The organism is Pseudooceanicola aestuariicola (genome assembly GCF_045763785.1).
GTDB lineage: Bacteria > Pseudomonadota > Alphaproteobacteria > Rhodobacterales > Rhodobacteraceae > Pseudooceanicola.
On record NZ_JBJGSF010000001.1, the window covers coordinates 986,857 to 1,009,700 of the forward strand.

The window sequence follows — 22,844 nt, forward strand, 5'->3', positions numbered from 1 at the left end:
GCTTGGGCCTTAATGCACCACGCGCAACTGTTGCCTCGGGGTCGCGGTGCCGGATTTCAGCGCGTCATAGGGATCTTCGGGCGCCAGCATCATATCGACCACTTGCCGCAACAGCTGACGACGGGCACGGGCCGAATAGAACCCGCCGGCCACCTGCGATGTCTCTAGCAGGAAGCGTCGATAATCCTGATAGGCCTTGCGGTCAGGGCGCGCGGGCGTTGCGAAGAATTCTGGCAGCGGCTGGGTCGAAACGAACTCTGGCTTGGCGTAGACAGCCGATCCGAACGTTTTCAATGGGATACCTCGGAACAATACCTGCTGCGCGGCGGTTGAGTTCACGGTGACGGCAGTCCGCGCATCGGCCAGCAATTGCGCCAGCTTGCCGCCACGCACGAAATGCACGCGGTTCGCGACGCCAGCTTCTTTTGCAAGGCGGCGGATATCGCGACGCACGGGGACGCGGCCATCCTCTAGCGGGTGGGCCTTAAAGACCAGATGATGGTGACGCGGCGCGCCTTCGGCAAAGCCTTTGATCACCACGTCCAGAAAATCGCTCATCGTGTTGAACGGGCTGTGGGCCTGAAACGATGCGTCGTGTTCCAGTTGCAGCAGCGCCAGATGGTAGGGAAAGCCGCCATGGCGGATGCGCCAGGATGCCAGCCCACGTTCGATCGCGTGAAAGGGCATCATCAGCAACCGCTTGAGGTACAAGCGGAACTCCGTCGCGACGCCAAGCGCACGGTGCGGTTGGAAGTTGCGGTATGCGCCGTTCCGGAACATCACGAACCAATGGTACAGCGCGCCATAGAACACATGCTGCCGTGTATCGCCCCATTTGGCCGGGGGCAGGGCGGTGTCCAGATCGGATTGTTCCAGCATCTTGCGCATTCCGCGCACGGACATGGCCATCAGGCGCGAATGCCCGTTCGATCCGCCGCGTTCGTAGGTCACCCAATAGGGTCGGATGTAGCCCTCTTCGAACACGTGGATACACAGGCCCATCTTACGGGCACGGGCAATGGCTTCGGCGTGGATTTGGCGGATGTCACCGTAAAGGACGATATCGGTGACGCCCTTTTCTTCGACCAGATCAGAGAAGTAGTCGCCCCAGTCATCCGTGGTGCCGCGGTAGGGCAGGTAGCTTTTGGAATGGAACCAGAAGGCCCGGTCGCCCGCGTTGAAGCCGACACGCCAGACCTCGGCCCCGGCAAAGCGCAGCATCTTGGCCAGCCGATGAAAGAACGGCCCATGCGGTCCCTGAAGGAACAGGAAGACGCGGTTTTCTCCTATATCTGCTGGCATCACACGTGCCACCCTTGTTGCCTGCTGCGTATTGTTGGGGCTTTGTTAATATCCTAAACGGGCAAAACTATGGCGCGGTCAAGGGATTGCATGCCGCAGCGGGCAGAGATAGCCCTTGATCCGAAGGAGATTTCGCATGTTCACAGGCATCATCACAGACGTTGGCACCATCAAAGAGGTTGAAAAACGCGGCGATCTGCGGGCGCGGATCGGCACGTCCTATGCGACCGATACGATTGATCTGGGCGCCTCCATTGCCTGTGACGGGGTCTGTCTGACCGTGATCGAAACCGGGGATGATTGGTTCGACGTCGAAATCAGTGCGGAAACGGTGTCCAAAACGAACCTCAGCCATAACACCTGGACCCAAGGCCGTCGGGTCAATCTGGAACGCGCGCTTAAGGTCGGGGACGAACTGGGCGGGCACATCGTGTCGGGCCATGTCGATGGCGTGGCCGAGTTGATCGCGCTGACCGACGACGGCGACAGCACCCGCGCCACGTTCCGTGCGCCTGATGAACTGGCGAAATTCATAGCACCCAAGGGGTCGGTGACCCTGAATGGCACGTCGCTGACGGTGAATGATGTTGACGGGGCCACCTTTGGTATCAACATGATCCCACATACGAAATCCGTGACGACATGGGGTCAGGCAAAGGTCGGCGATCAGATCAATCTGGAAATCGACACTCTGGCCCGTTACGTCGCCCGCCTTCAGGACTGGATGTAAATGACGGACACGCCTGCAGGGATCGGTCACAACAACGGCCCTACGATGGAGGCCGGCCGGACATGGCGGGTCCACGCATGGCGACGGGCCAAGGCCAACATGCCCTCCGCGCGCCTCTCGCCCACGACGGTGAAGCGCCACGTGGCGCGGGCTAAGGAATTGGGCCTGTCCTATCGTGACTACGCCTCCATTCAAGCCTCGGCTGGGCGCGACGTCTGCGGGTTCCTGTTTTCTTCCAACGCTTTGGATCTGGCCTTTGGCCGCCACCGTGTGTCCCAACCCAAAGCGGACCAGATCGAAGCGATCCGCCATGCCACCCGCGTCGCCTTGGTCCATGCGCCCCTGACGCCCGAAGAGGTGGCAAAGGCGAACACCATGCTGGACGCGGTCCACAATGCCCCGCGGTTTCTGTCCACTGTCCCCGAAATGCGCGCGGCGCTGGCTGGCGCGCAGGGCAGGCTGCCCGCCAACGGTCTGGTGGTCATCGGCATGGGGCTAGAGTCCGAATGGGTCACCGCCGGACGTCTTGGGGCCTTTATCCCTGCCGACCGCTATTTCGGCACCTGACACCCGTACATATTCGCACCTGTTGTTGCGTTAGTCCCGCGCGCTACCTATCCTCGCACCAAAGAGGAGGAGCCGCCCATGTCGTCAAAAACGTCACCCACCCGCCGCGACCTGTTGAAACTGGCCGCCGTCGCCCCGGCCGTTGCGCCGATGCTGGCGCTGCCCACAGCCGCCCGCGCCAAGATCGGAGCGCCGACGGGCGGGAACCCTGCGCATTTCAGCTTTACGCTGGGGGATACCAAGCTGACGGTGATCTCGGACGGGTACTTCAGTCTGCCGCTAAACATGTTTGGCATCAACGCCACCCCGGAAGAGGTGCAGGCCTTCATGGTCGCGCATTATCTTCCCACGGACAGCAATTATTCCCACACCAACCACCTGCTGGTCGAAAAGGGCGATCAAAAGCTGCTGGTCGATGTAGGATCCGGCCACCGGTTCTTTGACACTGCCGGGCGTCTGGCGGCGAACCTTGACGCCATTGGGATCGGTCTGGACGACATCACCCATGTCGTCATCACTCATGCCCACCCGGATCACATCTGGGGCATCCGCGACGAATTTGACGAACCGCTGTTCCCAAGTGCCGAATACACGCTGGGTCAGGTAGAACATGATTACTGGATGCAGGACGGTCTGGTGGACCGCGTTGCGCCCGAGGATCAGCAGTTCGTGCTGGGCGCCGTAAATTCGATCACCGCCGATGGGGTGGACTGGCGTCTGCTGACCGATCAGGACGAGGTCATCCCCGGTGTCACGGTTATCGACACGCCCGGGCACACGCCGGGCCATATGTCAGTACTGATCACCGACGGCGATCAAAGCCTGCTGGCTTTGGGCGACTCGATGAACCACGCTTGGATGAACTTCGCCCATCCCGATTGGTACAATTCGTCAGATACGGATGGCCCGCTGGCGGCGGAAACGCGCAAAAGGTTGCTTGATATGGCTGTTGCCGATCGCATTCCCGTGCTGGGCTACCACTTCCCCTTCCCGGGGGTCGGGCATGTCATGGCCGAAGGCGACAGCTATCGCTTTATCCCGGCGCTATGGCAGTTCTAATCGCATGAAAAAGGGGCCGCACCTCAGGCGCGGCCCCTTAGGATGTCATGCGACGCTGATCAGTCGATCTTGCTGTCGACGATGGTCGGATAAACAAGGTTGGTGAAGGTCAGACGCACCGGAACCCGGTTCTTGGGCGACTGGATGAACAGCAACGCGATGAAATCTTCCTTAGGGTCGGTGACATAGTAGGTGCCAGCCGCACCGCCCCAGTAGTATTCGCCGACACTGCCGAACGACGGCGCGCCTTCGTCGACACGAACGCCGTAGCCAAGGCCAAAGCCATAGCCTGCACCGGGCAGATAGTATTTGCCGGGCTCAATGCCGTTCATGTGGTTGGCGGTCATCAACTGGACCGTTTTGGGCGACAGCAGGCGCGTGCCATTCAACTCGCCCCCATTCAGCATCATCTGAGCGAACAGCGCGTAATCATGCGCGGTCGACACCAGACCACCGCCACCGGACTGTGACGGCATCCGTTCACGCGGGTTGAACATGTCGAAAGGCCCGATCTTGGCATGATCCGGGAAGGCCTCGGCGATGCGGCCATGCTTGGACGCGTCATCGACGTAGAAATCCGTGTCTTCCATGCCAAGCGGATCAAAGATGCGCGCCTTCAGGAATTCACCCAATGGGGCGCCAGTGACCGCTTCGATCACGCCGCCCAGCACATCCGTTGACCGAGAATATTCCCATTTGGTGCCCGGCTCATGCTCCAGAGGCAATGTTGCCAGCAGTTTGGCCTGTTCCAGCCCCGTCATCTCGGGGTTCGCAACGCCTGCCTTGTTATAGGCGTCCCGCGCTGGACCCGCGCCAAAGAACCCGTAGGTCAGGCCCGAGGTGTGGCGCAGTAGGTCCTGAATGGTCATCGCCCGTGTGGCGGGCGTGGTGACAGGATTGCCTTCGCCATCGACTTCGCCCGTGGCGACGGTCATCTCGGCAAATTCAGGGATGTAGGTCGCGACTGGGGCGTTCAGGATCAAACGGCCTTCTTCGACCAGCATCATTGCCGCAGCGCTGACGATCGGTTTGGTCATGGAATAGATGCGGAAGATCGAATCTTCGCTCATCTCGGGGCCATCAGGGCCTTGCTGACCCATCGCCGACAAATGCGCGATCTGGCCATCGCGGATCAGCATGACAACCGCGCCGGGCATCATGCCATTGGCGACCATCGCGTTCATCGTGCCGTCCAACCGCGCAATACGTGCCGGATCCAGCCCCAGTTCGGTGGCGTCGCCCGTGGGCAGCTGATCGGCCCAGGCGGGGAAAGAAATACTAGATACAACAGCACAAAGGCCCGCCAAAAGGTGGGTTTTAAAGTGATTCATGGTGTCCTCCCGTTGCTGTCCATACTGGACAGTATGAAAAGGGTAGCAGCGGAATAAATTTCCGCACAACCAATTTTATGCATCGCTGTGTTTGCACGTTGCGTCACAACCTTCGCGGGAAGGGCGCACATGAGCTCTGCATTTTTGCTGTCAGCGGACGCAGCGGATCTCTGGCCTTTCCGCGCCCAAGGCCTTATCTGCGTGACCAAGCAAGCGGAGGACGCCATGGACAGCACCACCTATGAAACGCCCGGCCCGGTCGAGGAAAGCTGGTCTGACGCCATCAGCAGCATCGAAGAAATCATCGAAGATGCGCGCAATGGCCGGATGTTCATCTTGGTCGACCACGAAGATCGCGAAAACGAAGGCGATCTGGTGATCCCCGCACAGATGGCCACGCCCGAGGCGATCAACTTCATGGCCACGCATGGGCGCGGGCTGATCTGCCTGTCGATGACCGGGGATCGTGTGGATCAGCTGGGGCTGCCGCTGATGGCCTCTCAGAACTCGTCGCGTCATGAAACCGCGTTCACCGTATCGATTGAGGCGCGCGAAGGCGTGTCCACCGGCATCTCGGCCCACGACCGTGCGCGCACCGTTGCCGTCGCCATCGACGCTGGCAAAAGCGCGCAGGACATCGCAACGCCGGGCCACGTCTTCCCGCTGCGTGCCAAGGACGGCGGCGTTCTGGTCCGCGCGGGCCATACCGAAGCCGCGGTGGACGTGTCGCGCCTTGCGGGTCTGAACCCATCGGGCGTGATCTGCGAGATCATGAACGAAGACGGCACCATGTCGCGCCTGCCGGAACTGATCGCGTTCGCGCAGAAACATAACCTCAAGATCGGCACGATCAGCGACCTGATTTCCTATCGCCGTCGCCACGACAACCTTGTCCGCGTCCGTCAGGAAGAAACCATCACGACCGAATTCGGTGGTGAGTGGACGATGCGCATCTACACGGATGAGACCCAAGGCGCGGAACACATCGTTCTGATCAAGGGCGACGTAGAAGGCGACGACCCGGTGCTGGTGCGGATGCACGCGATGGACCCGATGAAGGACGTCGTCGGCATGGGCGGCGAAGCCCGCGCCGATCTGTTCCGCGATGCTATGCGCGCCGTCGCGAAAGAGGGCAGGGGCGTCGTGGTTCTGCTGCGTGACCTGACCATGCAGATCGCGGCCGAACACGAAGTGTCGCCCCAGACCCTGCGTCAGTACGGTCTTGGCGCGCAGATCCTGTCGTCACTGGGTATTCACAAGCTGGAACTGCTGACCAACTCTCCGCGTCCGAACGTGGTGGGCTTGGATGCCTATGGTCTGGAAATCGTCGGCACGCGCCCGATCAAGGGGGAATAAATGGCTGGAAACGAACAACACTACGTCATGCCCCGCGGCACGGTGGACAAACCGACCAAAGTGCTGCTGGTCGTTGCGCCCTATTACCGCGACATCGCTGACAACATGATCGCCGGTGCCAAGGCCGAGATCGAGGCCTGGGGCGCCACGCACGAGCTGATCGAGGTTCCCGGCGCATTGGAAGTGCCGACAGCCATCGCCATGGCCGCGCGCATGTCGAACTACGACGCCTTTGTCGCCATCGGCTGTGTGATCCGGGGCGAGACGACACACTATGACACGGTCTGCAACGACAGTTCGCGCGGGATCACGCTGCTGGGGCTTCAGGGCCTGTGCATCGGCAATGGCATCCTGACGGTGGAAAACCGCAAACAGGCCGAGGTCCGCGCCGATCCCGCCGATCAGAACAAAGGCGGCGGCGCTGCGGCTGCGGCCTTGCATCTGCTGGCGCTTTCGCGCAAATGGGGCGCTCCGAAGGGCGCGGTTGGCTTTAAGCCCGCGTCCGAGGAATACAAACTCGCCTGAGGCTTTCATGACCGACGACACCCCCACGCCCCAAGCGCCGCTGCCGATCTCTGGCAACCAGCGGCGCAAGATGAAAAGCGCTTCGCGGCTTTACGCGGTGCAGGCGCTGTTCCAGATGGAGCATTCGGCCCAGACGGTTCAGAAGGTGGTGAGCGAATTCGAAGACCACCGATTTGGGGCGGTCTACGAAGGCGACGAAATGGCCGAAGGCGATGTGGACCTGTTCCGTCAGACAGTGGCGGATGCGGTGAATTATCAGGCGAAGATCGACCAGATGACCGACCGTGCGCTGGTGGCCAAATGGCCCATCGCGCGGATCGATCCGACCCTGCGCGCCCTGTTCCGCGCCGCCGGGGCCGAATTGGTCCAGACCGACACGCCGCCCAAGATCGTTATCAAGGAATATGTCGACGTGGCCGCGGCCTTCTTTCCCGACGGCAAGGAGCCGAAGTTCGTCAACGCCGTTCTGGACCACATGGCGCGCGAGGCGAAGCCGGAAGCGTTCTAAGCCGGTAAATCCGCACTGGCATTCCTGCGCATCCTCCGCATGATACGCTCATGCCGAACCAACCGCCGCCCCGCAAAGTCCTGCTTGTCGATGATGACGCCGCCGTGCGCGAAGCACTGGCGCAGACCCTTGATCTGGCCGACCTTGACCCGCTGACCTGCGGGTCGTTCATCGAGGCTAAGGATCACATCACACCCGATTTCCAAGGCGTTGTCCTGTCTGACATCCGTATGCCGGGACGCGACGGCTTTTTCCTGCTGGACCACGCGCAACAGACCGATCCCGACCTGCCGGTGATCCTGCTGACCGGCGAAGGGGATATTCCCATGGCGGTGTCGGCGATGGATCGCGGGGCCTTTGGGTTTCTGGAAAAACCTTGCGCGTCTCGTGACATGCTAGAGGTTCTTGAGAAGGCGCTGCACACCCGTCAACTAATTCTTGAGAACCGCCGCCTGAAGGCCCAGCTGGAATCCGGCGACCCGGCGGCGCGTCTGATATTCGGCACATCTCAGGCCGCACATGCCCTGCGCGATCAGGCCCGAAAGGCGGCCAGCACGGCGGCCGAGGTTCTGATCTCTGGCCCGCCGGGCTCCGGCATCAGCAAGATCGCCGAGGTGATCCACCTGTCCTCGCCCCAATCCAAGGGACCGTTCTTGAAACGGGCTGCCGCGGGCCTGACGCGGGCGGAGTTCGATACAACGTGGGAGGCCAGCCGAGGCGGGGCGTTGTTTCTGGATGAAATCGGCAACCTGCCAGAGGATACGCAACTGGCGCTCGGCGACGCGTTGGAACAGGGCGGTGCCCGCCTGATCGCCGGGACCACCCGCGACTTGGCGCAATTGGTCGAAGATGGCCAATTGTCCCCCGACATCTTTTATCGGCTCGAGGTTTGCCGCGTCTATATCCCCAGCCTTGCCGACCGGCCCGAGGATATTCCGGTGCTATTCCGCCATTACGTGGCGCAGGCTGCTGAACAGGCCGGGATCGACGCGCCAGAGGTGACGGCGGAATATTCCAGCGCGCTGATGGCTCAGGACTGGCCCGGCAACGCGCGGTCAGTCATGTCCGCTGCGATGCGGTTCGTCCTTGGCATGCCGGAAGAGGCGACTGCCGCCCGCGATCTGGGGCTGGCCGAACAGATGGCGCAGGTCGAACGTTCGCTTCTGGCGGCGGCTTTGGGGCGGCACAATGGACACGCGTCAGAGGCTGCAAAATCGCTCAAGCTGCCGCGAAAGACCTTTTACGACAAGCTGACCAAATACGGTCTTAAGCCCGAGGATTTCCGGCGCGGCGGCGGGTAAGGTCTGGCTGTGCGGATTTCCGCACATCCCGGCCAATCGCCCGTGTGGAATTCCGCACATTGCTGCTTTGCAGCATTCGAGGTCCGCTGGAAATTTGACGGCAACATTCTGTAATTAATATGAAAATTCCGTCTCTCGACACCACGATCACGCGCGCTTGAGGCTTCTCTCCCCAAGGCGCAATTCTTCCTTCGGAAACGTGACTTCACGATTCGTCACCCAATGAGGAGGAAACCACATGAAATTCCTGACCACTGCCGCAACGGCTCTGGCCCTGTCCGTCACCGCGACCGCTGGCTTTGCGGCCTGCGACGACGGCGAAATCGTCGTCAAGTTCGCGCACGTCACCAACACCGACAAGCACCCCAAAGGGATCGCCGCGTCGCTGCTGGAACAGCGTGTGAACGACGAAATGAACGGCAAGATGTGCATGGAAGTTTACCCGAACTCCACGCTTTACAACGATGACCAGGTTCTCGAAGCGATGCTGCAGGGCGACGTCCAGCTGGCCGCACCGTCCCTGTCCAAGTTCGAAACCTTCACCAAGAAGTTCCGCCTGTTCGACCTGCCGTTCATGTTCAAAGACATCAACGCCGTCGACGCCTTCCAGAACTCTGACACCGGTCAGGCGATGCTGGATTCGATGCAGAAGCGCGGCCTGCAGGGTCTAGGCTACTGGCACAATGGCATGAAGCAGATGTCGGCCAACAAGCCGCTGCTGCTGCCCACCGACGCAAACGGCCTGAAGTTCCGCGTTCAGCCCTCCGAAGTTCTGGTCGCCCAGATGGAAGCCATCGGTGGCTCTCCGCAGAAAATGGCCTTCTCCGAAGTGTACGGCGCGCTGCAGCAGGGCGTTGTGGACGGTCAGGAAAACACCTGGTCCAACGTCTACGGCCAGAAGTTCTTTGAAGTTCAGGACGGCACCACCGAAACCAACCACGGCGTGATCGACTATCTGGTCGTGACCTCGGTTGACTGGCTAGACAGCCTGGACGCAGACGTCCGTGACCAGTTCATGACCATCCTGGACGAAGTGACCGCAACCCGGAACGCCGAATCCACCAAGGTGAATAACGAAGCCAAGGAAGCGATCATCGCAGCCGGTGGCGAAGTACGCCAGCTGACCGCCGAACAGCGTCAGGCTTGGGTCGACGCGATGAAGCCCGTCTGGGAAAAGTTCGTCGGTGACGTCGGCCAGGAAAACATCGACGCGGCACAGGAAATCAACGCCTCGATGTAATCGCCGGTTTGGCATGAAAGATCGGGGCGCGGGCGACATGCTCGCGCCCCTTTTAACACCCGCCATCCGGCGGGGAGGGTAGGGGGACAGACATGCATTCACGGTCAAGTCACAGCAGCGCCATCGACCGGATCGAGGAAACGGCCATCGCGGCCATCCTTGGCCTGATGACGCTGATCACATTCGCCAACGTCGTGGCGCGCTACGTATTCAACGCGAATATCCTTTGGGCGCTGGAAATGACGGTGTTCCTGTTCGCATGGCTGGCGCTTCTGGGCGCATGTTACGCGGTCAAGAAGGGCGCGCATCTGGGCGTGGACGCCATCATCGACATCCTGCCACCGGCACCGCGCCGTGTGCTGGCGCTGATGTCGATCACCGTGTGCATCGCCTTCGCTTTCCTTCTGCTGAAAGGCGCATGGGATTACTGGGCGAATTTCGCCAACCTGCCGCAGACCGAAGGCCGCTGGTTCCCGCTTGGGTTCCAGGACAAATTCCGCCCGCAGGCGTGGTACGAAGTCAACGACATCCCCATGCCCGATTTCCTTCGCTGGATCGAGCCGCTGATGAACGACGGCGACAGCTATGAAAAGCTGCCGCGCTTCATTCCTTACGCCATCCTCCCCTTCACCATGGCCCTGCTTCTGTTCCGCTTTGTCATGGCGGGCGTTGCGATCTGGCAAGGCAAGATTGACCGCATCGTGGCCAGCCACGAGGTCGAAGACGAAATCGCCGAAGTACAGGCACAGCGGGGCGAGGGCTGATCCATGGACGTCGCAATTCTTTTCATCATGGTCGTGGGCCTGATGCTGATCGGCGTGCCGATCGCTGTATCCCTCGGCACGTCGTCGATCCTGTTCCTGCTCTGGTTTTCGGACACCTCCCTGGCGTCCATCGCCCAGACCCTGATGCAGGCCTTCGTTGGCCACTACACGCTGCTGGCCATCCCGTTCTTCATTCTGGCCTCGTCCTTCATGTCGACGGGCGGCGTGGCGAAACGCATCATCCGCTTTTCCATCGCTTGCGTGGGGCACTTGCGCGGCGGTCTGGCGATTGCGGGCGTTTTCGCCTGTATGATCTTCGCCGCCCTGTCCGGGTCGTCGCCGGCGACCGTTGTGGCCATCGGCTCTATCGTGATCGGGGCCATGACGCAGGCGGGCTATACCAAGGACTTTGCCGCAGGTGTGATCTGTAACGCAGGGACCCTTGGCATCCTGATCCCGCCGTCCATCGTGATGGTGGTCTATGCGACCGCAACGGACGTGTCTGTGGGCCGGATGTTTCTGGCTGGCGTGATCCCGGGCCTTCTGGCGGGCGGTATGCTGATGGCGGCCATCTACATCATGGCGCGTATCCGCAACATGCCCGCAGGCGAATGGAAAGGGTTCGGAGAGATCTGGCTGTCGTTCAAAGATGCCTTCTGGGGCCTGATGCTGATCGTTATCATCATGGTCGGTATCTACGGTATCCCCGGCATCACTGGCGCGATCTTTACCCCGACCGAAGCCGCCGCTGTCGCCTCTGTCTACGCCTTCATCGCGGCTGTGTTCATCTACCGCGACATGGGCCCGCTTAGCACCGAAGGCGACGCGCCGAACCTGCCGCTCTACAAAAAACCGATTGCGCTGGTCACCGCATGGTTCCACCGCGACACACAGCAGACCCTCTTCGAGGCTGGCAAGCTGACGGTTACCCTGATGTTCGTCATCGCCAACGCGCTAATCCTAAAGCACGTTCTGACGGACGAGCAGGTTCCCCAGACCGTGGCCGAGGCGATGTTAAACGCAGGCTTTGGTCCGGTCATGTTCCTTGTGATCGTGAACATCATTCTGCTGATCGGCGGCCAGTTCATGGAGCCGTCGGGTCTTCTGGTCATCGTCGCGCCGCTGGTCTTCCCCATCGCGATCGAACTGGGCATCGACCCGATCCATCTGGGCATCATCATGGTCGTGAACATGGAGATCGGGATGATCACCCCGCCGGTTGGTCTGAACCTCTTCGTGACCTCCGGGGTTGCGGGGATGCCGATGATGCGGGTGGTCAAAGCCGCCGCGCCCTTCCTTGCGGTACTCTTCGTGTTCCTGATCTTGGTGACCTACGTGCCGTGGATTTCCACATGGCTTCCGACCAGCGTCATGGGGCCAGAGATCATCACCAACTAAGGTTGGTCGGTTTGAAACTAGAAACGGCGCCTTTCAGGGCGCCGTTTTTTGTGGTGCGGAGCCGTGCCAGCGCTGGACCGGGGGACGGCGCATTAACCCCGAGACATAGGCGCTTTATCGAGGTCAAATGCATCGAACGACTGATCCTTGAGCGACGTGCATCAAAGCGCCGGCCCATCGGGCCGGTCCGGCGCTGGCACGGCGGGCCTTCGGCCCTTGATTCCGTGCCGGAAGGAGCCCTCAGCTTAGGCCTTCTCCAAAGCCTCGATGATCGGCGAAAAATCGGCATTGGTCAGCGACGCGCCGCCCACCAGCGCCCCGTCCACGTTGGAGATCGAGAAGATCTCGGCGGCGTTGTCAGGCTTGACCGATCCACCATACAGCAATCGGACCGACCGCCCGACACCGGGGCCAAAGCGGCTTTCCAACCGGGTGCGGATAAAGTCGTGCACCTCTCCGATCTGATCGGCGGTCGGGGTCATGCCCGATCCGATGGCCCAGATCGGCTCATACGCCACGACAAGGTTTTCGCCGGTTGAGCTATCCGGCACCGACAAAGACAACTGCGCCCCGATGATGTCGAGCGTATTGGTCGCCTCGCGCTGGCCAAGACTTTCGCCAAGACAGATCACTGTCATCAGGCCCGCGGCCTGTGCCGTGCGGGCCTTGGCCCGGACGTCCTCTGACGTCTCGTGATGGCCTGCCCGACGCTCAGAATGTCCAAGGATCACTGCCTTTGCGCCCGCGTCCCGCAGCATCGCGGCCGAGATATCGCCGGTATGCGCGCCATCAGACTTTTCGTGGCTGTCCTGTCCGCCGATCATCACCGGACCGCCCTGACAGGTCTGGGCCGCGGCGGCGATCAATGTCGCCGGGGGGCAGATCAGAATATCCACATTCGGGTCCGAATGCGTGGCTTGCAGCGCGGACAGCTCTTGCAGCGCCTCTGTCGTGCCGTTCATCTTCCAGTTTCCGGCCGCCAGTTTCCGCCGCATGCTCACCTCCGCTTTACGTATCGCGCCATCATCGAATTTTGGCCGCTGCCGTCAAGGGATGGCTTGCCCTTTGTTGCGCGGACGGGCAGGTAAGGCGCACGGAAATTGGGGGCGGTCTCATGGTACCCAGATTGGATATGTCGCGTCTGCTGGCAGGCGACCCGGAAGAATTGGAAACCCTGCGTGCCGGTGCGCACGAGGTCGGGTTTCTGGTGGTTCACAACACCGCGCTGTCGGCCGAAGACGTTCAGGCCGTAATTGCCGCCTATCGCAGCTTTTTCCGCCTGACTGTGGCGGAAAAAGAAGCTGTAGACATGGCGCGCACGGGATCGAACCGGGGGTGGGGCGGACCGCAGTCGGAACGCGTCGATCCCATGGCCAACCCCGATTACAAAGAGGTTTTCGACTGCGGCTTTGAACTGCCCGACGGCGATCCATTGTCAGACCTGCCGGTCTATGCTCCGAACCTATGGCCCGATGTGCCGGGGTTCCGGCAAACGGTTCAGGGCTATTACCGGGCGGCAACGGGTGTGGCGATGGATATGCTGCGCTGTATCGCGGGGGCGATCGGTGAAAACCCCAGCTATTTCGATGACAAATTCGACCGTCCCATGGCCTTGCTACGCGGGAACTATTATCCCGAGCGGCCCGATTGGGCGGGGGACAAGGATTTCGGCATCGCGGCGCACACCGATTACGGTTGCCTGACGCTGCTGGCCAGCGATGGCGTTCCGGGATTGGAAGTGCAGGGCCGCGACGGGTCCTGGGCCGCTGTCACGGCCCAGCCGGGGGAATTCGTTATCAACTTTGGCGAGATGCTGGAGATGTGGACCGAAGGCCGCGTGAAAGCCACGCTTCACCGCGTGAAAGGCAGCGCCGAGGAACGGATTTCCGTGCCGCTGTTCTTTAACCCCAATCACGACGCCAATGTCGCGCCGGAAGGGCAGGACGCCATTCAAGCGGGCGATCATCTGGCCAAACGGTTCAACGAGACGTACCTGCATCTGGCCAAGGCCTAAGACGACGGCCGGCGACGGATCAGGGGACTTTGCCCCCCGGCGCGTTGGGCCTCCCCCAAGGATATTTCTGGCATGAGGATAATCAGGTCGCTTTGCGGGCGGCTTTGCGAGCTTTGTCTGCGCGTTTCTTGTCCGCCGCGACGCGGGCCGGGCCGAGTGACAGCTGGGCCCAATGATGTGCCTCGTCGGCGTCGTCCAGCGCGCTGTCGGGCAGGGACATCAGCGAGGTCACCTGCCGGTCGCCGGTGGCGCGGGTGTAGGTGAAGGGTTCTGATCCCGCGTCAAGAAACTGCTGTTCGGTGGTCGCGTCGGATTTCATGTAGATCGTACCCGAAGACGCGATCATCGCAAACATCACGTCGTCTTCGACGTAAAGCGCCGCGCCGGAAAACATCCGGCCAGTGCGGATCGGCCCCAAGGTGCGGAAAAGGTCCAGAGCATGCTCCAGCACCTCGTCCGAGACGGCCATCAGACGTCAGCGAATTTGATGGATTCGCCGCAGCCGCAGGCTTCGACCACGTTCGGGTTGTTGAACTTGAAACCCGATTCCAGCAACGAGACTTCGTAGTCGATCTCGGTCCCGAACAGGAACATCTGCGCCATGGGGGCGATCATCACCCGCGCGCCGTCCTGCTCAACGACTTCGTCGTTGGGATCGACCTCGTCCACGTAGTCCATGGTATATTCCATGCCAGCGCAGCCGCCCTTCTTGACGCCGATACGCAAGCCCTGACGCCCGTCGCGGGCCATCAGCTTGGAAATCTGCGCCGAGGCGCGGGGGGTCATGGATACGGCCTGTTTGCCGGGGATGCCGAACATCGAAACTACTCCTGTTGCCCTTGTAATCTAAGGGCGCGCGGCCCCGATGCCAAGGGGTGGTACCTGTTCAAGAAGCGCCAGCGTTGCATAGGCGCATATGACGGCCCAGCCAAAAGACGCCAAAGTGCCGATGATCACGTATTCCGCCGCCTTCTGTTTGCGTTTGGACGCATCGAACCGCAGCACCGATTTCGCCGCGATCAGGAAACCGACGGCACTGGGCTGGCCGACGAGGATAAAGAAATAGATCAGCCCGCGCTCCAAAAGGCCAATCAACTGGCCGCCTTTTGGTAGCCCCTCGGCCCGAAAACTGCGGCCGTAGGGGCGCACCAGAAGGCCGATGGCATAGCCGCCCGCCTGCGTCGCGATTACAGCCCCGGCCAGCAGGGCCATGAGGGCGGGCAAGGGGGTGATCCCACCCCAAGCGCCTGTCGCGGCGAGGTCTGGGATCAAGATCGTAAGGGCGATCAGCGATGCCAAATGCGCCACCTGATCCAGCAGAAATGCGCGTAGGCTGGTGGGGTTGGCCCACGTCTTGGCGATGTCGATCAACAGGTGCACGCCGGTCAGGGCCAGAAGCGGGATCACCCCGGCGGCGTCCTTAGGGGCCAGCGTCGCGGTGGCGGTCGCCAAAACGATGACCCCATGCAGCAACAGCGCCAGCGGCGCGCGGCGCTGTTTGGCCTGCGCTAGATCGTCGGGCTGCAGCAGGAAATCGGCGCAGACATGGGCCAGCAACAGGGCGATGAAGGTCTCGATCATGGGGACTCCAGCATATCCAGCGCCAGCGACAGGGCGGGGAATCCGGCGGCGATCAGGGATTGTCGGACGGCTTGTCGTGTGATGCCAAGGTCTTGGGCCACCTGATCCTGTGTCGGGCGATCGGGGGCGAGCATCGGCAGCATGCTGCGCGCCTGTGCCATGCTCCACCCCGAGGAGATGTGATCGGCCAGCGCCGCCGCTGCCCCCTGTGGCCCGCCGCGGGCATCTGCGATCGTGGCGGAGCCCGTCAGCTGATCCAAAGCCCGGCCCGAGGCGACGAAGGCCCCTCCGCTGGCGTGGTTCAGATCCCCATGTTCGGGGATCTCCCCGGGGCCTAAGGCCAGTGCCATTCGGCTTTGCGCCGCCTTGTCGGTCTGGCGGAGTGCGGCGCGCATGGTCAGCGCGGCGCGTAAGGGGGCCATCGACGCGGCGGGGAGGGCGATCTGCCAGCCATCGCCGCGATGGCGGGTCAGGGGCACCGGGGCCTTGATCCAAGACGCCAGCCGATCAGCGCCCAAGCGAAGCGCGTCGAAACAGGCCTCTAGCCGATCGGCGTCGAGAGCGGTCGAGGATACGATATCCCCGGTGATCACCAAAATGTTGGATGTGGCGGGCAATCGGGCCTCCTGATCGCGCAAGCTATATCACTTGCATATAGAAAAGGAAACCGTTTTGACTTGCCTTACATGAAGCCGAGTTCCAGCCGTGCTTCGTCGGACATCATATCCATACCCCACGGCGGTTCCCACGTCAGTTCCACGTCGACCTGCTTTACACCGTCCAGCGGTTCGACCGCATCGGCGACCCAACCGGGCATGTCGCCGGCCACGGGGCAGCCGGGGGCGGTCAGGGTCATGACCACTTTCACCTCGTTTTCGGGCGAAATGTCGATCGTGTAGATCAGGCCAAGGTCATAGATATTCACAGGAATTTCAGGGTCATAGACCGTCCGGCACGCGTCTTGCACCGCGTCGTACAGCGGGTGGTCCGTCGTTGATGGCGCGATCAGGGGCGCGCCTTCCATTGGCTCTTGTTGGTCGCTCATGTCGTCCTGCCTTGTTCCTGAGCGAATATATAGGTTTTAGCCGCGCCGAGGTCCAGAGGCTGTGGCCTCTCAACCCTGTTGCAGTTCACGGGAAGGGCAAGCTCAGCTTGCCGACCCACCCCGCGTTTTGCGCCGTGGCACAGGCGCGGGCCGCACCCGCGTTTCGATCTGGTCATAAAGCGGGGCGACCACGTCCTTGCCGCTGGCTTTCTCGACCCCCTCGAAACCGGGAGAAGAGTTCACTTCCAGCACCTTGGGCCCCGTCTCGGACCGCAGCAGATCGACGCCCGCCATGTTCAGCCCAAAGGCCTTGGCGGACCGCAGCGCGGTTTCGCGTTCTTCCTTGGTGATCCGCACGGGCGTGGCCTTCCCGCCCAAGTGCAGGTTCGACCGGAAATCGCCCCCTTCAGAGGTGCGTTTGATCGCCGCGACGACCTTACCGCCGATCACCAGACAACGGATGTCTTCGCCCGCCGCCTCTTTGACGAAGTGCTGCACCAGAAAGTTCGCCTTGAGCCCCCGGAAAGCCGAGATCACCGAATCCGCAGCCTTGCGCGTTTCGGCCAGCACGACGCCGCGCCCTTGGGTGGATTCCAGCAGCTTCAGGATCAGCGGGGCAGAGCCCACCAGCCCGACAAGGTTCCCGGTATCTTTTGGAGAGTTCGCAAAGGCCGTCGCCGGCATCCCGATCCGATGCCGCGCCAGAACCTGATGCGCGTGCAGCTTGTCCCGGCTGGCGGTGATTCCCGCACTGCCGTTCACGCAAAAGGTGCCGACCGTTTCGAACTGACGAATAACGGCGGTGCCATAGGCGGTGATTGATGCGCCAATGCGCGGGATCACGGCATCATAGCGGGGCAGCTTCTTGCCATCGTAATGCACGCCGGGGGCAAGCGCGTTGATTTCCATGTAGCAGCGGGTGGTGTCGATCACCTCGACCGCGTGACCGCGTGCTTCGCCTTCTTCGACCAGACGGCGGGTGGAATAATTATCCTCGCGGCTTAGCACGGCGATGCGCAGCACCCGGTTCGGCGCGGCCTTGCGCACCTTGGCCGAATGATAGACGTCATAGCTAAGTTCCGGCTGGCAGAACCGCTCGCCCGGCACCACCGTGACGTTATCTCCCAAGGCCTGACGGCCTAGCAGCATGTGGCTTTGCATGCCCCGGCGATCGGTCAGCGTCAGCTCGATCTCGCGGGATTCGCCCCCTACGACCATCGGCGTGCGGATCACATAACGCATCTCCGTCTCGCCGTTGGACGATGTTACCTCGCGGCGGTCCACCACTTCGGCGGAACAGGGGATCACCAGATCCTCGCGGCCGGGGATCGGATGCACCGTAAAGCGGACCTGAGGTTTCTCTGCCCGCCCGAACGTCTCGATCTCGGTCGCATGCAGCGCCGAGGTCCGCGCGCCCGTGTCGACCTTGACCCGCAGCGCGGGCAGTCCCAGGTCTGGCAGGGCGACCCATTCTTCCCAACCCAGACGCAGGGGCTCTTGTTCGGGCGTATCACTCATGTCGGCTCCTTCTGATCTTGGGCTGTGATCCGGGGGCCAGTCACAGGCGTCGCGACGCCTTGATCGATTTCTTTGCGCAGGTCCAGCACAGAAATCATGTCAGCCCCGCGCGCCCAATCCGATCCGACCAGCACCACATCTTCACAATCGCGGGCGTTTCCGTCACAAGCACACCTAACACGAAGGACCGCCATGACCACCCGTTTCCGTTTCACCAAGCACGCCCAGGACGGCAAGGCCCGCACCGGGACCATCGACACCCCGCGTGGAGAGATCCGCACCCCCGCCTTCATGCCTGTGGGCACTGCGGCGACGGTTAAGGCGATGATGCCGGAAAGCGTGGCGGCAACCGGCGCGGACATTCTGCTGGGCAACACCTACCACCTGATGCTGCGCCCCACGGCGGAACGGATCGATAACCTTGGTGGTCTGCACAAGTTCATGAACTGGTCAAAGCCGATCCTGACAGACTCGGGCGGGTTTCAGGTGATGTCACTGGCATCGCTTAGAAAACTGACCGAAGACGGCGTGACCTTCAAATCCCATATCGATGGGTCGAAACACATGCTGTCGCCCGAACGCTCGATGGAGATTCAGCGATTGCTCGGCTCCGACATCGTGATGTGTTTCGACGAATGCCCCGCGCTGCCCGCCGACCGCGCCCGGATCGAAGAGTCGATGCGCCTGTCCATGCGTTGGGCCGAACGCTCCCGCGAGGCCTTTGGCGATCGCCCCGGCTATGCGTTGTTCGGGATCCAACAGGGCGGGCTGGAAGAAGACCTGCGGGCCGAGAGCGCCAAGGCGCTGACCAAGATCGGCTTTGAAGGCTACGCCATCGGCGGTCTGGCCGTGGGCGAGGGGCAGGAGGCGATGTTCGCCTGCCTCGACTATGCGCCCGATCAACTGCCCGAGGATAAGCCGCGCTACCTGATGGGCGTCGGTAAACCCGATGACATCGTGGGCGCGGTGAAACGCGGTGTGGACATGATGGATTGCGTTCTGCCTTCCCGCTCGGGCCGGACGGGGCAGGCGTTCACGCGCAAAGGCGTGGTGAATATCAAGAACGCCCGCCACGCCGACGACCCGCGGCCATTGGATGAAAACTGCTCCTGTCCCGCCTGCCGCAATTATTCCCGCGCCTATCTGCATCATGTGTTCCGGGCGCAGGAAATGATCTCGGGTATGCTGCTGACATGGCATAACCTGCAATATTATCAGGACATCATGGCTGGCATGCGCGATGCCATCGCGTCGGGCACCTTCGCAGATTGGGAACAGGCCTTCCACGACGGCCGCGCCGAAGGTGACATCCCTGCGCTATGACGGTTCGGGAAAACGGTCCTGCGGCCCATACGAGAGGCTCTGCCTCTCGCGCTCTCCGAGGTATTTCTGACCAGAAGAAGAAGGGACGCGGCTTTTGTCTGATTGCGGACGCTTCGGGGTGGGCAGGTCGGCCCGGGCTTCATCTTTCCAGAAATACTCCCGCCGGAGGCATCCGCCCTCTGGTCTCGCGCCGCACCTCAGGCCATTGTGGCGCCGATGACTGATGCCCCCAAACCCCTGCGCCGCGGCTGGACCACAGGCGCCTGTGCCACCGCCGCCACCAAGGCCGCGCTGATTGCGCTGTGGCGCGGGGAAGAGGTCGCGTCAGTTCGGATTACGCTGCCCAAAGGTGAGAAGCCGGAGTTCGCCATTGCTCACCGAAAGCGAGGCGACGGCTGGGCCGAAGCCGGGATCATCAAGGACGCGGGGGACGATCCCGACGTGACCCATGGCGCGTTGATCATCGCGCGGGTCGAAGAGACGGGACAGGGCGTCACCTTTCGTGCGGGCGAAGGCGTGGGCATAGTGACCCGCCCCGGACTGCCGATCGCACCCGGAGAGCCGGCGATCAATCTCGTGCCGCGCCAGATGATGCAGGCGGTGGTCGCCGATCTGGCAGATCGTGAAGCGCGTCCGGCAAACATAGAGATCACGATTTCCGTTCCGGGCGGAGAGGCGCTGGCCGACAAGACGTGGAACCCGCGTCTGGGTATCAAGGGCGGTCTGTCGATCCTTGGCACCACTGGCATCGTGCGGCCGTTTTCCTGTGCGGCGTGGATCGCCTCGATCCACCGGGGTATCGACGTGGCGCGCGCAGGGGGGCTGACCCATGTGGCGGGCTGTACCGGGGCGACCTCTGAGAAGGCGGTGCAGGCCTTTTATGACCTGCCGGACATGGCGATGCTGGACATGGGCGATTTTGCGGGCGGGATGCTGAAATACCTGCGCCGACATCCTGTCGATCGGATCACCATCGGCGGCGGTCTGGGCAAGCTGACCAAGTTGGCGCAGGGGGCGGTGGATTTGCACTCCGGTCGCTCGACCGTGGATTTCGAGGCATTGGCGCAGGCCTTGGGCCAGCCTCAGGTGGCGCAGGCCAATACGGTGATGGAGGTGCATCAGATGGTGGGCGCAGCGTTGGTCGATTGGGTTGTGACGCAGGCTAGGGCCAAGGCGCAGGCGATGGTGCCCGATGCGCAGGTCGACATTATCGCCATCGACCGCGCGGGTAATATCGTGGGGCAGGCGTAAGCATGGGGGCAGCATGATCCTGTTGCTGGCTGGAACGGCAGAGGCGCGCGATCTTGCGCGGCGTTTGGCCAAGGCGGGCGTCGACGCGCAGGCCAGTGTTGCGGGGGCCGTGGCGCAGATAGACGCGATGCCCTTGCCCTCGCGTGTCGGGGGCTTTGGCGGGGATGCCGGGTTCGCCGCGTATCTGGACGAGACACAGCCCACTGCAATCATCGACGCCACACACCCCTTTGCCGCGCGGATCACTGACCGAACGGCCCGCATCTGTGCGGACCGGGGCATTCCCTACCTACGGCTAGACCGACCCGCGTGGGAGCCGGGCGAGGGGGATCAATGGCACGACCTGCCGGACCCGGATGCACTTGCGTCACTCATCCCCGAAGGCGCGGCAATCTTTCTGTCTGTCGGTCGGAAAGACCTGCCGCGTTACGCAGGCCTGTCAGGGCGCAAGGTCGTCATCCGCAGTATCGACCCGCCGGGCGATCTGCCGGATGGATGGATCAGTGTCCTTGGCAAGCCGCCGTTTCCCTTGCAGGAAGAGGTCGCGCTGTTTCAGGACCACGCCATCGACTGGCTGGTGACCAAGAATGCGGGCGGGGCATCTTCGGCCACGAAACTGATCGCGGCCCGGCATTTGAAGCTGCCCGTCGCCATGATTGCCCGTCCGCCTTTGCCCAACGGCATCGACACCGTCGCCACTGCCGAAGAGGCGCTGATCTGGGCCTTGCGGCACGCATGATCCTGATCGAGACCACAGAGGATATCTCCGAAGGGTTCACCGAACTGGTCCGGCTGGACCCCACCTTTGCCCGCCTGTCCGATCTGACTCCACCACTGCGCCGCAAACCGCAGGGGTTCGCCACGTTGCTACAGGCTATTGTCGGGCAACAGGTGTCCACCGCCTCTGCCGCTGCGATCTGGGCGCGGGTCGAAACCGCAGGGTTGACCACGCCTAATGCCGTGACTGAGGCGGGCGAAGATGGCCTGCGAAGCATCGGGTTTTCCCGGCCCAAAATCAGATATGCGCTGGCTTTGGCCACATCTGAAACCGATTTCGACGCGCTGGACCACCTGCCAGACGACGCTGCGATTGCCAGCCTGACCGCGCTGAAAGGCATCGGGACGTGGACGGCGGAACTTTACCTGCTGTCTGCCATGGGACGCCCCGATATCCTGCCCGCCGGAGATCTGGCCTTGCAGGAGGCGGCGCGCATCCTCTACCACCTAGACCAACGCCCGGATGAACGCGGCCTGCGCCAGATGGCACAGCGCTGGTCCCCGTGGCGGGCCGTTGCCGCCCGCTATCTGTGGGAGTTCTACAGGGCCGAAAAACAGAGGGAAGGGACCCTATGACCCGAGTATTGAACGCCGAACGCAAAGAGCCGGTCTCCGGCACCACAAGGTCCGTCGTGGTCTTTCTGCACGGATACGGGGCCAACGGTGCCGACCTGTTGGGGCTTGCCGATCCTTTGGGCGAACACCTGCCCGATACGCTTTTCGTCGCGCCCGACGCGCCGGAATCGGTGCCGGGCGCGCCCTTTGGCTACCAATGGTTCCCGATCCCATGGCTGGACGGGTCATCTGAGGAAGAGGCAGAGCGAGGCATGGCCCAAGCGGTCGAAGACCTGAACGCCTTCCTCGATGCGCTGATGGTGGATGAAGACGTTTTGCCAGAGCAGGTCGTTCTGTTCGGCTTCTCTCAGGGCACGATGATGTCCCTGCACGTCGCCCCGCGCCGCGAAGACGAAGTGGCCGGGATCGTCGCCTTTTCGGGCCGCTTGCTGAAGCCCGAGCTGCTGGAAGACGAAGCCATCAGCCGTCCGCCCGTCCTGCTGGTGCACGGGGATCAGGACGACGTGGTGCCGCCGCAATCGCTGCCCCAAGCGGCCGAGGCGCTGCAGGGCGCGGGCTGGAAAGAGGTCTACGCCCACGTCATGAAAGGCACTGCCCACGGGATCGCCCCTGACGGTCTGTCCGTGGCGCTGGCCTTCATGCGGGACAAATGCGGTCTTTGATCGGTCAGTAAGTCTC

The 22,844-nt window shown here is 62.2% G+C and carries 26 protein-coding genes; 16 read left to right on the forward strand and 10 right to left on the reverse strand.

From position 1 onward, the window contains the following. Positions 1–9 precede the first annotated feature (9 nt). Positions 10–1,302 carry a capsule polysaccharide biogenesis protein gene (locus ACI3GR_RS04450; protein WP_407492845.1) on the reverse strand — a complete coding sequence of 431 codons (1,293 nt, stop codon included), beginning with the start codon at positions 1,300–1,302 and terminating at the stop codon, positions 10–12. A gap of 136 nt (positions 1,303–1,438) precedes the next feature. Here ACI3GR_RS04450 and ACI3GR_RS04455 point away from each other — a divergent pair, with 136 nt between their 5' ends. The 3 genes from ACI3GR_RS04455 to ACI3GR_RS04465 all read left to right on the forward strand — a co-directional run bounded on the left by ACI3GR_RS04455 (position 1,439) and on the right by ACI3GR_RS04465 (position 3,658). After that, positions 1,439–2,032 carry a riboflavin synthase gene (locus ACI3GR_RS04455; protein ID WP_407492846.1) on the forward strand — a complete coding sequence of 198 codons (594 nt, stop codon included), beginning with the start codon at positions 1,439–1,441 and terminating at the stop codon, positions 2,030–2,032. After that, positions 2,033–2,599, forward strand: coding sequence for a hypothetical protein (locus tag ACI3GR_RS04460; protein ID WP_407492847.1), 567 nt, complete (start codon positions 2,033–2,035; stop codon positions 2,597–2,599). It begins immediately after the preceding gene. A gap of 78 nt (positions 2,600–2,677) precedes the next feature. Continuing rightward, positions 2,678–3,658: an MBL fold metallo-hydrolase gene (locus ACI3GR_RS04465; RefSeq protein ID WP_407492848.1), complete on the forward strand. Its 981-nt coding sequence runs from the start codon at positions 2,678–2,680 to the stop codon at positions 3,656–3,658. 59 nt (positions 3,659–3,717) lie between these two features. On the opposite strand, the gene ACI3GR_RS04470 is transcribed toward ACI3GR_RS04465, so the two are convergent. Beyond that, complete coding sequence (locus ACI3GR_RS04470; protein ID WP_407492849.1) at positions 3,718–4,989, reverse strand: serine hydrolase domain-containing protein; 1,272 nt, start codon at positions 4,987–4,989, stop codon at positions 3,718–3,720. Between the two features lie 225 nt (positions 4,990–5,214). Between ACI3GR_RS04470 and ribB the strand changes: the two genes are divergently transcribed. From ribB to ACI3GR_RS04505, 7 genes are all read left to right on the forward strand, one after another. Next, entirely contained in the window at positions 5,215–6,345 is a 1,131-nt protein-coding gene (ribB, locus tag ACI3GR_RS04475; RefSeq protein WP_407493599.1) for a 3,4-dihydroxy-2-butanone-4-phosphate synthase, read from the forward strand. After that, the gene (locus ACI3GR_RS04480) at positions 6,346–6,870 is read left to right on the forward strand and encodes a 6,7-dimethyl-8-ribityllumazine synthase (RefSeq protein ID WP_407492850.1); all 525 of its coding nucleotides are present in this window, start codon (positions 6,346–6,348) and stop codon (positions 6,868–6,870) included. A gap of 7 nt (positions 6,871–6,877) precedes the next feature. Continuing rightward, positions 6,878–7,378: a transcription antitermination factor NusB gene (nusB, locus tag ACI3GR_RS04485; RefSeq protein ID WP_407492851.1), complete on the forward strand. Its 501-nt coding sequence runs from the start codon at positions 6,878–6,880 to the stop codon at positions 7,376–7,378. A gap of 50 nt (positions 7,379–7,428) precedes the next feature. After that, positions 7,429–8,679, forward strand: a complete 1,251-nt coding sequence (locus ACI3GR_RS04490; RefSeq protein WP_407492852.1) for a sigma-54-dependent transcriptional regulator — start codon at positions 7,429–7,431, stop codon at positions 8,677–8,679. A gap of 238 nt (positions 8,680–8,917) precedes the next feature. Beyond that, positions 8,918–9,919: a DctP family TRAP transporter solute-binding subunit gene (locus ACI3GR_RS04495; RefSeq protein WP_407492854.1), complete on the forward strand. Its 1,002-nt coding sequence runs from the start codon at positions 8,918–8,920 to the stop codon at positions 9,917–9,919. Positions 9,920–10,011: 92 nt separating this feature from the next. Beyond that, positions 10,012–10,683: a TRAP transporter small permease gene (locus ACI3GR_RS04500; protein ID WP_407492855.1), complete on the forward strand. Its 672-nt coding sequence runs from the start codon at positions 10,012–10,014 to the stop codon at positions 10,681–10,683. A gap of 3 nt (positions 10,684–10,686) precedes the next feature. Continuing rightward, the gene (locus tag ACI3GR_RS04505) at positions 10,687–12,081 is read left to right on the forward strand and encodes a TRAP transporter large permease (RefSeq protein WP_407492856.1); all 1,395 of its coding nucleotides are present in this window, start codon (positions 10,687–10,689) and stop codon (positions 12,079–12,081) included. Positions 12,082–12,326: 245 nt separating this feature from the next. Here the strand turns inward: ACI3GR_RS04505 and tpiA are convergent, their stop codons facing one another. Continuing rightward, positions 12,327–13,076, reverse strand: coding sequence for a triose-phosphate isomerase (tpiA, locus tag ACI3GR_RS04510; RefSeq protein ID WP_407492857.1), 750 nt, complete (start codon positions 13,074–13,076; stop codon positions 12,327–12,329). 119 nt (positions 13,077–13,195) lie between these two features. Between tpiA and ACI3GR_RS04515 the strand changes: the two genes are divergently transcribed. Then, on the forward strand, positions 13,196–14,095 hold the full coding sequence (locus ACI3GR_RS04515) for an isopenicillin N synthase family dioxygenase (protein WP_407492858.1): 900 nt from the start codon (positions 13,196–13,198) through the stop codon (positions 14,093–14,095). Positions 14,096–14,177: 82 nt separating this feature from the next. Here the strand turns inward: ACI3GR_RS04515 and ACI3GR_RS04520 are convergent, their stop codons facing one another. The 7 genes from ACI3GR_RS04520 to ACI3GR_RS04550 form a co-directional block, all read right to left on the reverse strand. After that, positions 14,178–14,564, reverse strand: a complete 387-nt coding sequence (locus ACI3GR_RS04520; protein WP_407492859.1) for a TfoX/Sxy family protein — start codon at positions 14,562–14,564, stop codon at positions 14,178–14,180. Beyond that, positions 14,564–14,914, reverse strand: coding sequence for a HesB/IscA family protein (locus ACI3GR_RS04525; protein ID WP_407492860.1), 351 nt, complete (start codon positions 14,912–14,914; stop codon positions 14,564–14,566). The genes ACI3GR_RS04520 and ACI3GR_RS04525 overlap by 1 nt, the downstream gene beginning before the upstream one ends. Positions 14,915–14,941: 27 nt before the next feature. Further along, positions 14,942–15,676: a DUF3307 domain-containing protein gene (locus tag ACI3GR_RS04530; RefSeq protein WP_407492861.1), complete on the reverse strand. Its 735-nt coding sequence runs from the start codon at positions 15,674–15,676 to the stop codon at positions 14,942–14,944. Then, positions 15,673–16,293, reverse strand: a complete 621-nt coding sequence (locus ACI3GR_RS04535) for a MarR family transcriptional regulator (RefSeq protein ID WP_407492862.1) — start codon at positions 16,291–16,293, stop codon at positions 15,673–15,675. The genes ACI3GR_RS04530 and ACI3GR_RS04535 overlap by 4 nt, the downstream gene beginning before the upstream one ends. A gap of 65 nt (positions 16,294–16,358) precedes the next feature. Further along, positions 16,359–16,721 carry an SUF system Fe-S cluster assembly protein gene (locus ACI3GR_RS04540; RefSeq protein ID WP_407492863.1) on the reverse strand — a complete coding sequence of 121 codons (363 nt, stop codon included), beginning with the start codon at positions 16,719–16,721 and terminating at the stop codon, positions 16,359–16,361. A gap of 102 nt (positions 16,722–16,823) precedes the next feature. Beyond that, positions 16,824–18,239, reverse strand: coding sequence for a 30S ribosomal protein S6--L-glutamate ligase (rimK, locus tag ACI3GR_RS04545; protein ID WP_407492864.1), 1,416 nt, complete (start codon positions 18,237–18,239; stop codon positions 16,824–16,826). Further along, complete coding sequence (locus tag ACI3GR_RS04550; RefSeq protein WP_407492865.1) at positions 18,236–18,433, reverse strand: hypothetical protein; 198 nt, start codon at positions 18,431–18,433, stop codon at positions 18,236–18,238. The genes rimK and ACI3GR_RS04550 overlap by 4 nt, the downstream gene beginning before the upstream one ends. On the opposite strand from ACI3GR_RS04550, the gene tgt reads away from it, so the two are divergent. The 5 genes from tgt to ACI3GR_RS04575 all read left to right on the forward strand — a co-directional run bounded on the left by tgt (position 18,432) and on the right by ACI3GR_RS04575 (position 22,828). Beyond that, complete coding sequence (gene tgt / locus ACI3GR_RS04555) at positions 18,432–19,562, forward strand: tRNA guanosine(34) transglycosylase Tgt (protein ID WP_407492867.1); 1,131 nt, start codon at positions 18,432–18,434, stop codon at positions 19,560–19,562. The two genes, ACI3GR_RS04550 and tgt, sit on opposite strands and share 2 nt — an antisense overlap. A gap of 216 nt (positions 19,563–19,778) precedes the next feature. Further along, positions 19,779–20,813, forward strand: coding sequence for a cobalt-precorrin-5B (C(1))-methyltransferase (locus ACI3GR_RS04560; RefSeq protein ID WP_407492868.1), 1,035 nt, complete (start codon positions 19,779–19,781; stop codon positions 20,811–20,813). 13 nt (positions 20,814–20,826) lie between these two features. Continuing rightward, positions 20,827–21,552 (forward strand): cobalt-precorrin-6A reductase, encoded by a 726-nt coding sequence (locus ACI3GR_RS04565; protein WP_407492869.1) that lies wholly within the window; start codon positions 20,827–20,829, stop codon positions 21,550–21,552. Then, positions 21,549–22,166, forward strand: a complete 618-nt coding sequence (locus ACI3GR_RS04570) for a DNA-3-methyladenine glycosylase family protein (protein WP_407492870.1) — start codon at positions 21,549–21,551, stop codon at positions 22,164–22,166. The genes ACI3GR_RS04565 and ACI3GR_RS04570 overlap by 4 nt, the downstream gene beginning before the upstream one ends. Beyond that, positions 22,163–22,828, forward strand: coding sequence for an alpha/beta hydrolase (locus ACI3GR_RS04575; RefSeq protein ID WP_407492871.1), 666 nt, complete (start codon positions 22,163–22,165; stop codon positions 22,826–22,828). The genes ACI3GR_RS04570 and ACI3GR_RS04575 overlap by 4 nt, the downstream gene beginning before the upstream one ends. Positions 22,829–22,844: the final 16 nt, after the last annotated feature.

What these genes read in the sequence shown, in the direction of transcription:
- ACI3GR_RS04465 (WP_407492848.1), top strand. Translation starts at nt 2,678, where the DNA reads ATGTCGTCAAAAACGTCACCCACCCGCCGCGACCTGTTGAAACTGGCC.
- ACI3GR_RS04500 (WP_407492855.1), top strand. Translation starts at nt 10,012, where the DNA reads ATGCATTCACGGTCAAGTCACAGCAGCGCCATCGACCGGATCGAGGAA.
- rimK (WP_407492864.1), bottom strand. Translation starts at nt 18,239, where the DNA reads ATGAGTGATACGCCCGAACAAGAGCCCCTGCGTCTGGGTTGGGAAGAA.
- nusB (WP_407492851.1), top strand. Translation starts at nt 6,878, where the DNA reads ATGACCGACGACACCCCCACGCCCCAAGCGCCGCTGCCGATCTCTGGC.
- ACI3GR_RS04575 (WP_407492871.1), top strand. Translation starts at nt 22,163, where the DNA reads ATGACCCGAGTATTGAACGCCGAACGCAAAGAGCCGGTCTCCGGCACC.
- ribB (WP_407493599.1), top strand. Translation starts at nt 5,215, where the DNA reads ATGGACAGCACCACCTATGAAACGCCCGGCCCGGTCGAGGAAAGCTGG.
- ACI3GR_RS04480 (WP_407492850.1), top strand. Translation starts at nt 6,346, where the DNA reads ATGGCTGGAAACGAACAACACTACGTCATGCCCCGCGGCACGGTGGAC.
- ACI3GR_RS04490 (WP_407492852.1), top strand. Translation starts at nt 7,429, where the DNA reads ATGCCGAACCAACCGCCGCCCCGCAAAGTCCTGCTTGTCGATGATGAC.
- ACI3GR_RS04460 (WP_407492847.1), top strand. Translation starts at nt 2,033, where the DNA reads ATGACGGACACGCCTGCAGGGATCGGTCACAACAACGGCCCTACGATG.
- ACI3GR_RS04450 (WP_407492845.1), bottom strand. Translation starts at nt 1,302, where the DNA reads ATGCCAGCAGATATAGGAGAAAACCGCGTCTTCCTGTTCCTTCAGGGA.
- ACI3GR_RS04540 (WP_407492863.1), bottom strand. Translation starts at nt 16,721, where the DNA reads ATGAGCGACCAACAAGAGCCAATGGAAGGCGCGCCCCTGATCGCGCCA.
- tgt (WP_407492867.1), top strand. Translation starts at nt 18,432, where the DNA reads ATGACCACCCGTTTCCGTTTCACCAAGCACGCCCAGGACGGCAAGGCC.
- ACI3GR_RS04565 (WP_407492869.1), top strand. Translation starts at nt 20,827, where the DNA reads ATGATCCTGTTGCTGGCTGGAACGGCAGAGGCGCGCGATCTTGCGCGG.
- ACI3GR_RS04505 (WP_407492856.1), top strand. Translation starts at nt 10,687, where the DNA reads ATGGACGTCGCAATTCTTTTCATCATGGTCGTGGGCCTGATGCTGATC.
- tpiA (WP_407492857.1), bottom strand. Translation starts at nt 13,076, where the DNA reads ATGCGGCGGAAACTGGCGGCCGGAAACTGGAAGATGAACGGCACGACA.
- ACI3GR_RS04550 (WP_407492865.1), bottom strand. Translation starts at nt 18,433, where the DNA reads ATGGCGGTCCTTCGTGTTAGGTGTGCTTGTGACGGAAACGCCCGCGAT.
- ACI3GR_RS04525 (WP_407492860.1), bottom strand. Translation starts at nt 14,914, where the DNA reads ATGTTCGGCATCCCCGGCAAACAGGCCGTATCCATGACCCCCCGCGCC.
- ACI3GR_RS04530 (WP_407492861.1), bottom strand. Translation starts at nt 15,676, where the DNA reads ATGATCGAGACCTTCATCGCCCTGTTGCTGGCCCATGTCTGCGCCGAT.
- ACI3GR_RS04515 (WP_407492858.1), top strand. Translation starts at nt 13,196, where the DNA reads ATGGTACCCAGATTGGATATGTCGCGTCTGCTGGCAGGCGACCCGGAA.
- ACI3GR_RS04495 (WP_407492854.1), top strand. Translation starts at nt 8,918, where the DNA reads ATGAAATTCCTGACCACTGCCGCAACGGCTCTGGCCCTGTCCGTCACC.
- ACI3GR_RS04455 (WP_407492846.1), top strand. Translation starts at nt 1,439, where the DNA reads ATGTTCACAGGCATCATCACAGACGTTGGCACCATCAAAGAGGTTGAA.
- ACI3GR_RS04560 (WP_407492868.1), top strand. Translation starts at nt 19,779, where the DNA reads ATGACTGATGCCCCCAAACCCCTGCGCCGCGGCTGGACCACAGGCGCC.
- ACI3GR_RS04520 (WP_407492859.1), bottom strand. Translation starts at nt 14,564, where the DNA reads ATGGCCGTCTCGGACGAGGTGCTGGAGCATGCTCTGGACCTTTTCCGC.
- ACI3GR_RS04570 (WP_407492870.1), top strand. Translation starts at nt 21,549, where the DNA reads ATGATCCTGATCGAGACCACAGAGGATATCTCCGAAGGGTTCACCGAA.
- ACI3GR_RS04470 (WP_407492849.1), bottom strand. Translation starts at nt 4,989, where the DNA reads ATGAATCACTTTAAAACCCACCTTTTGGCGGGCCTTTGTGCTGTTGTA.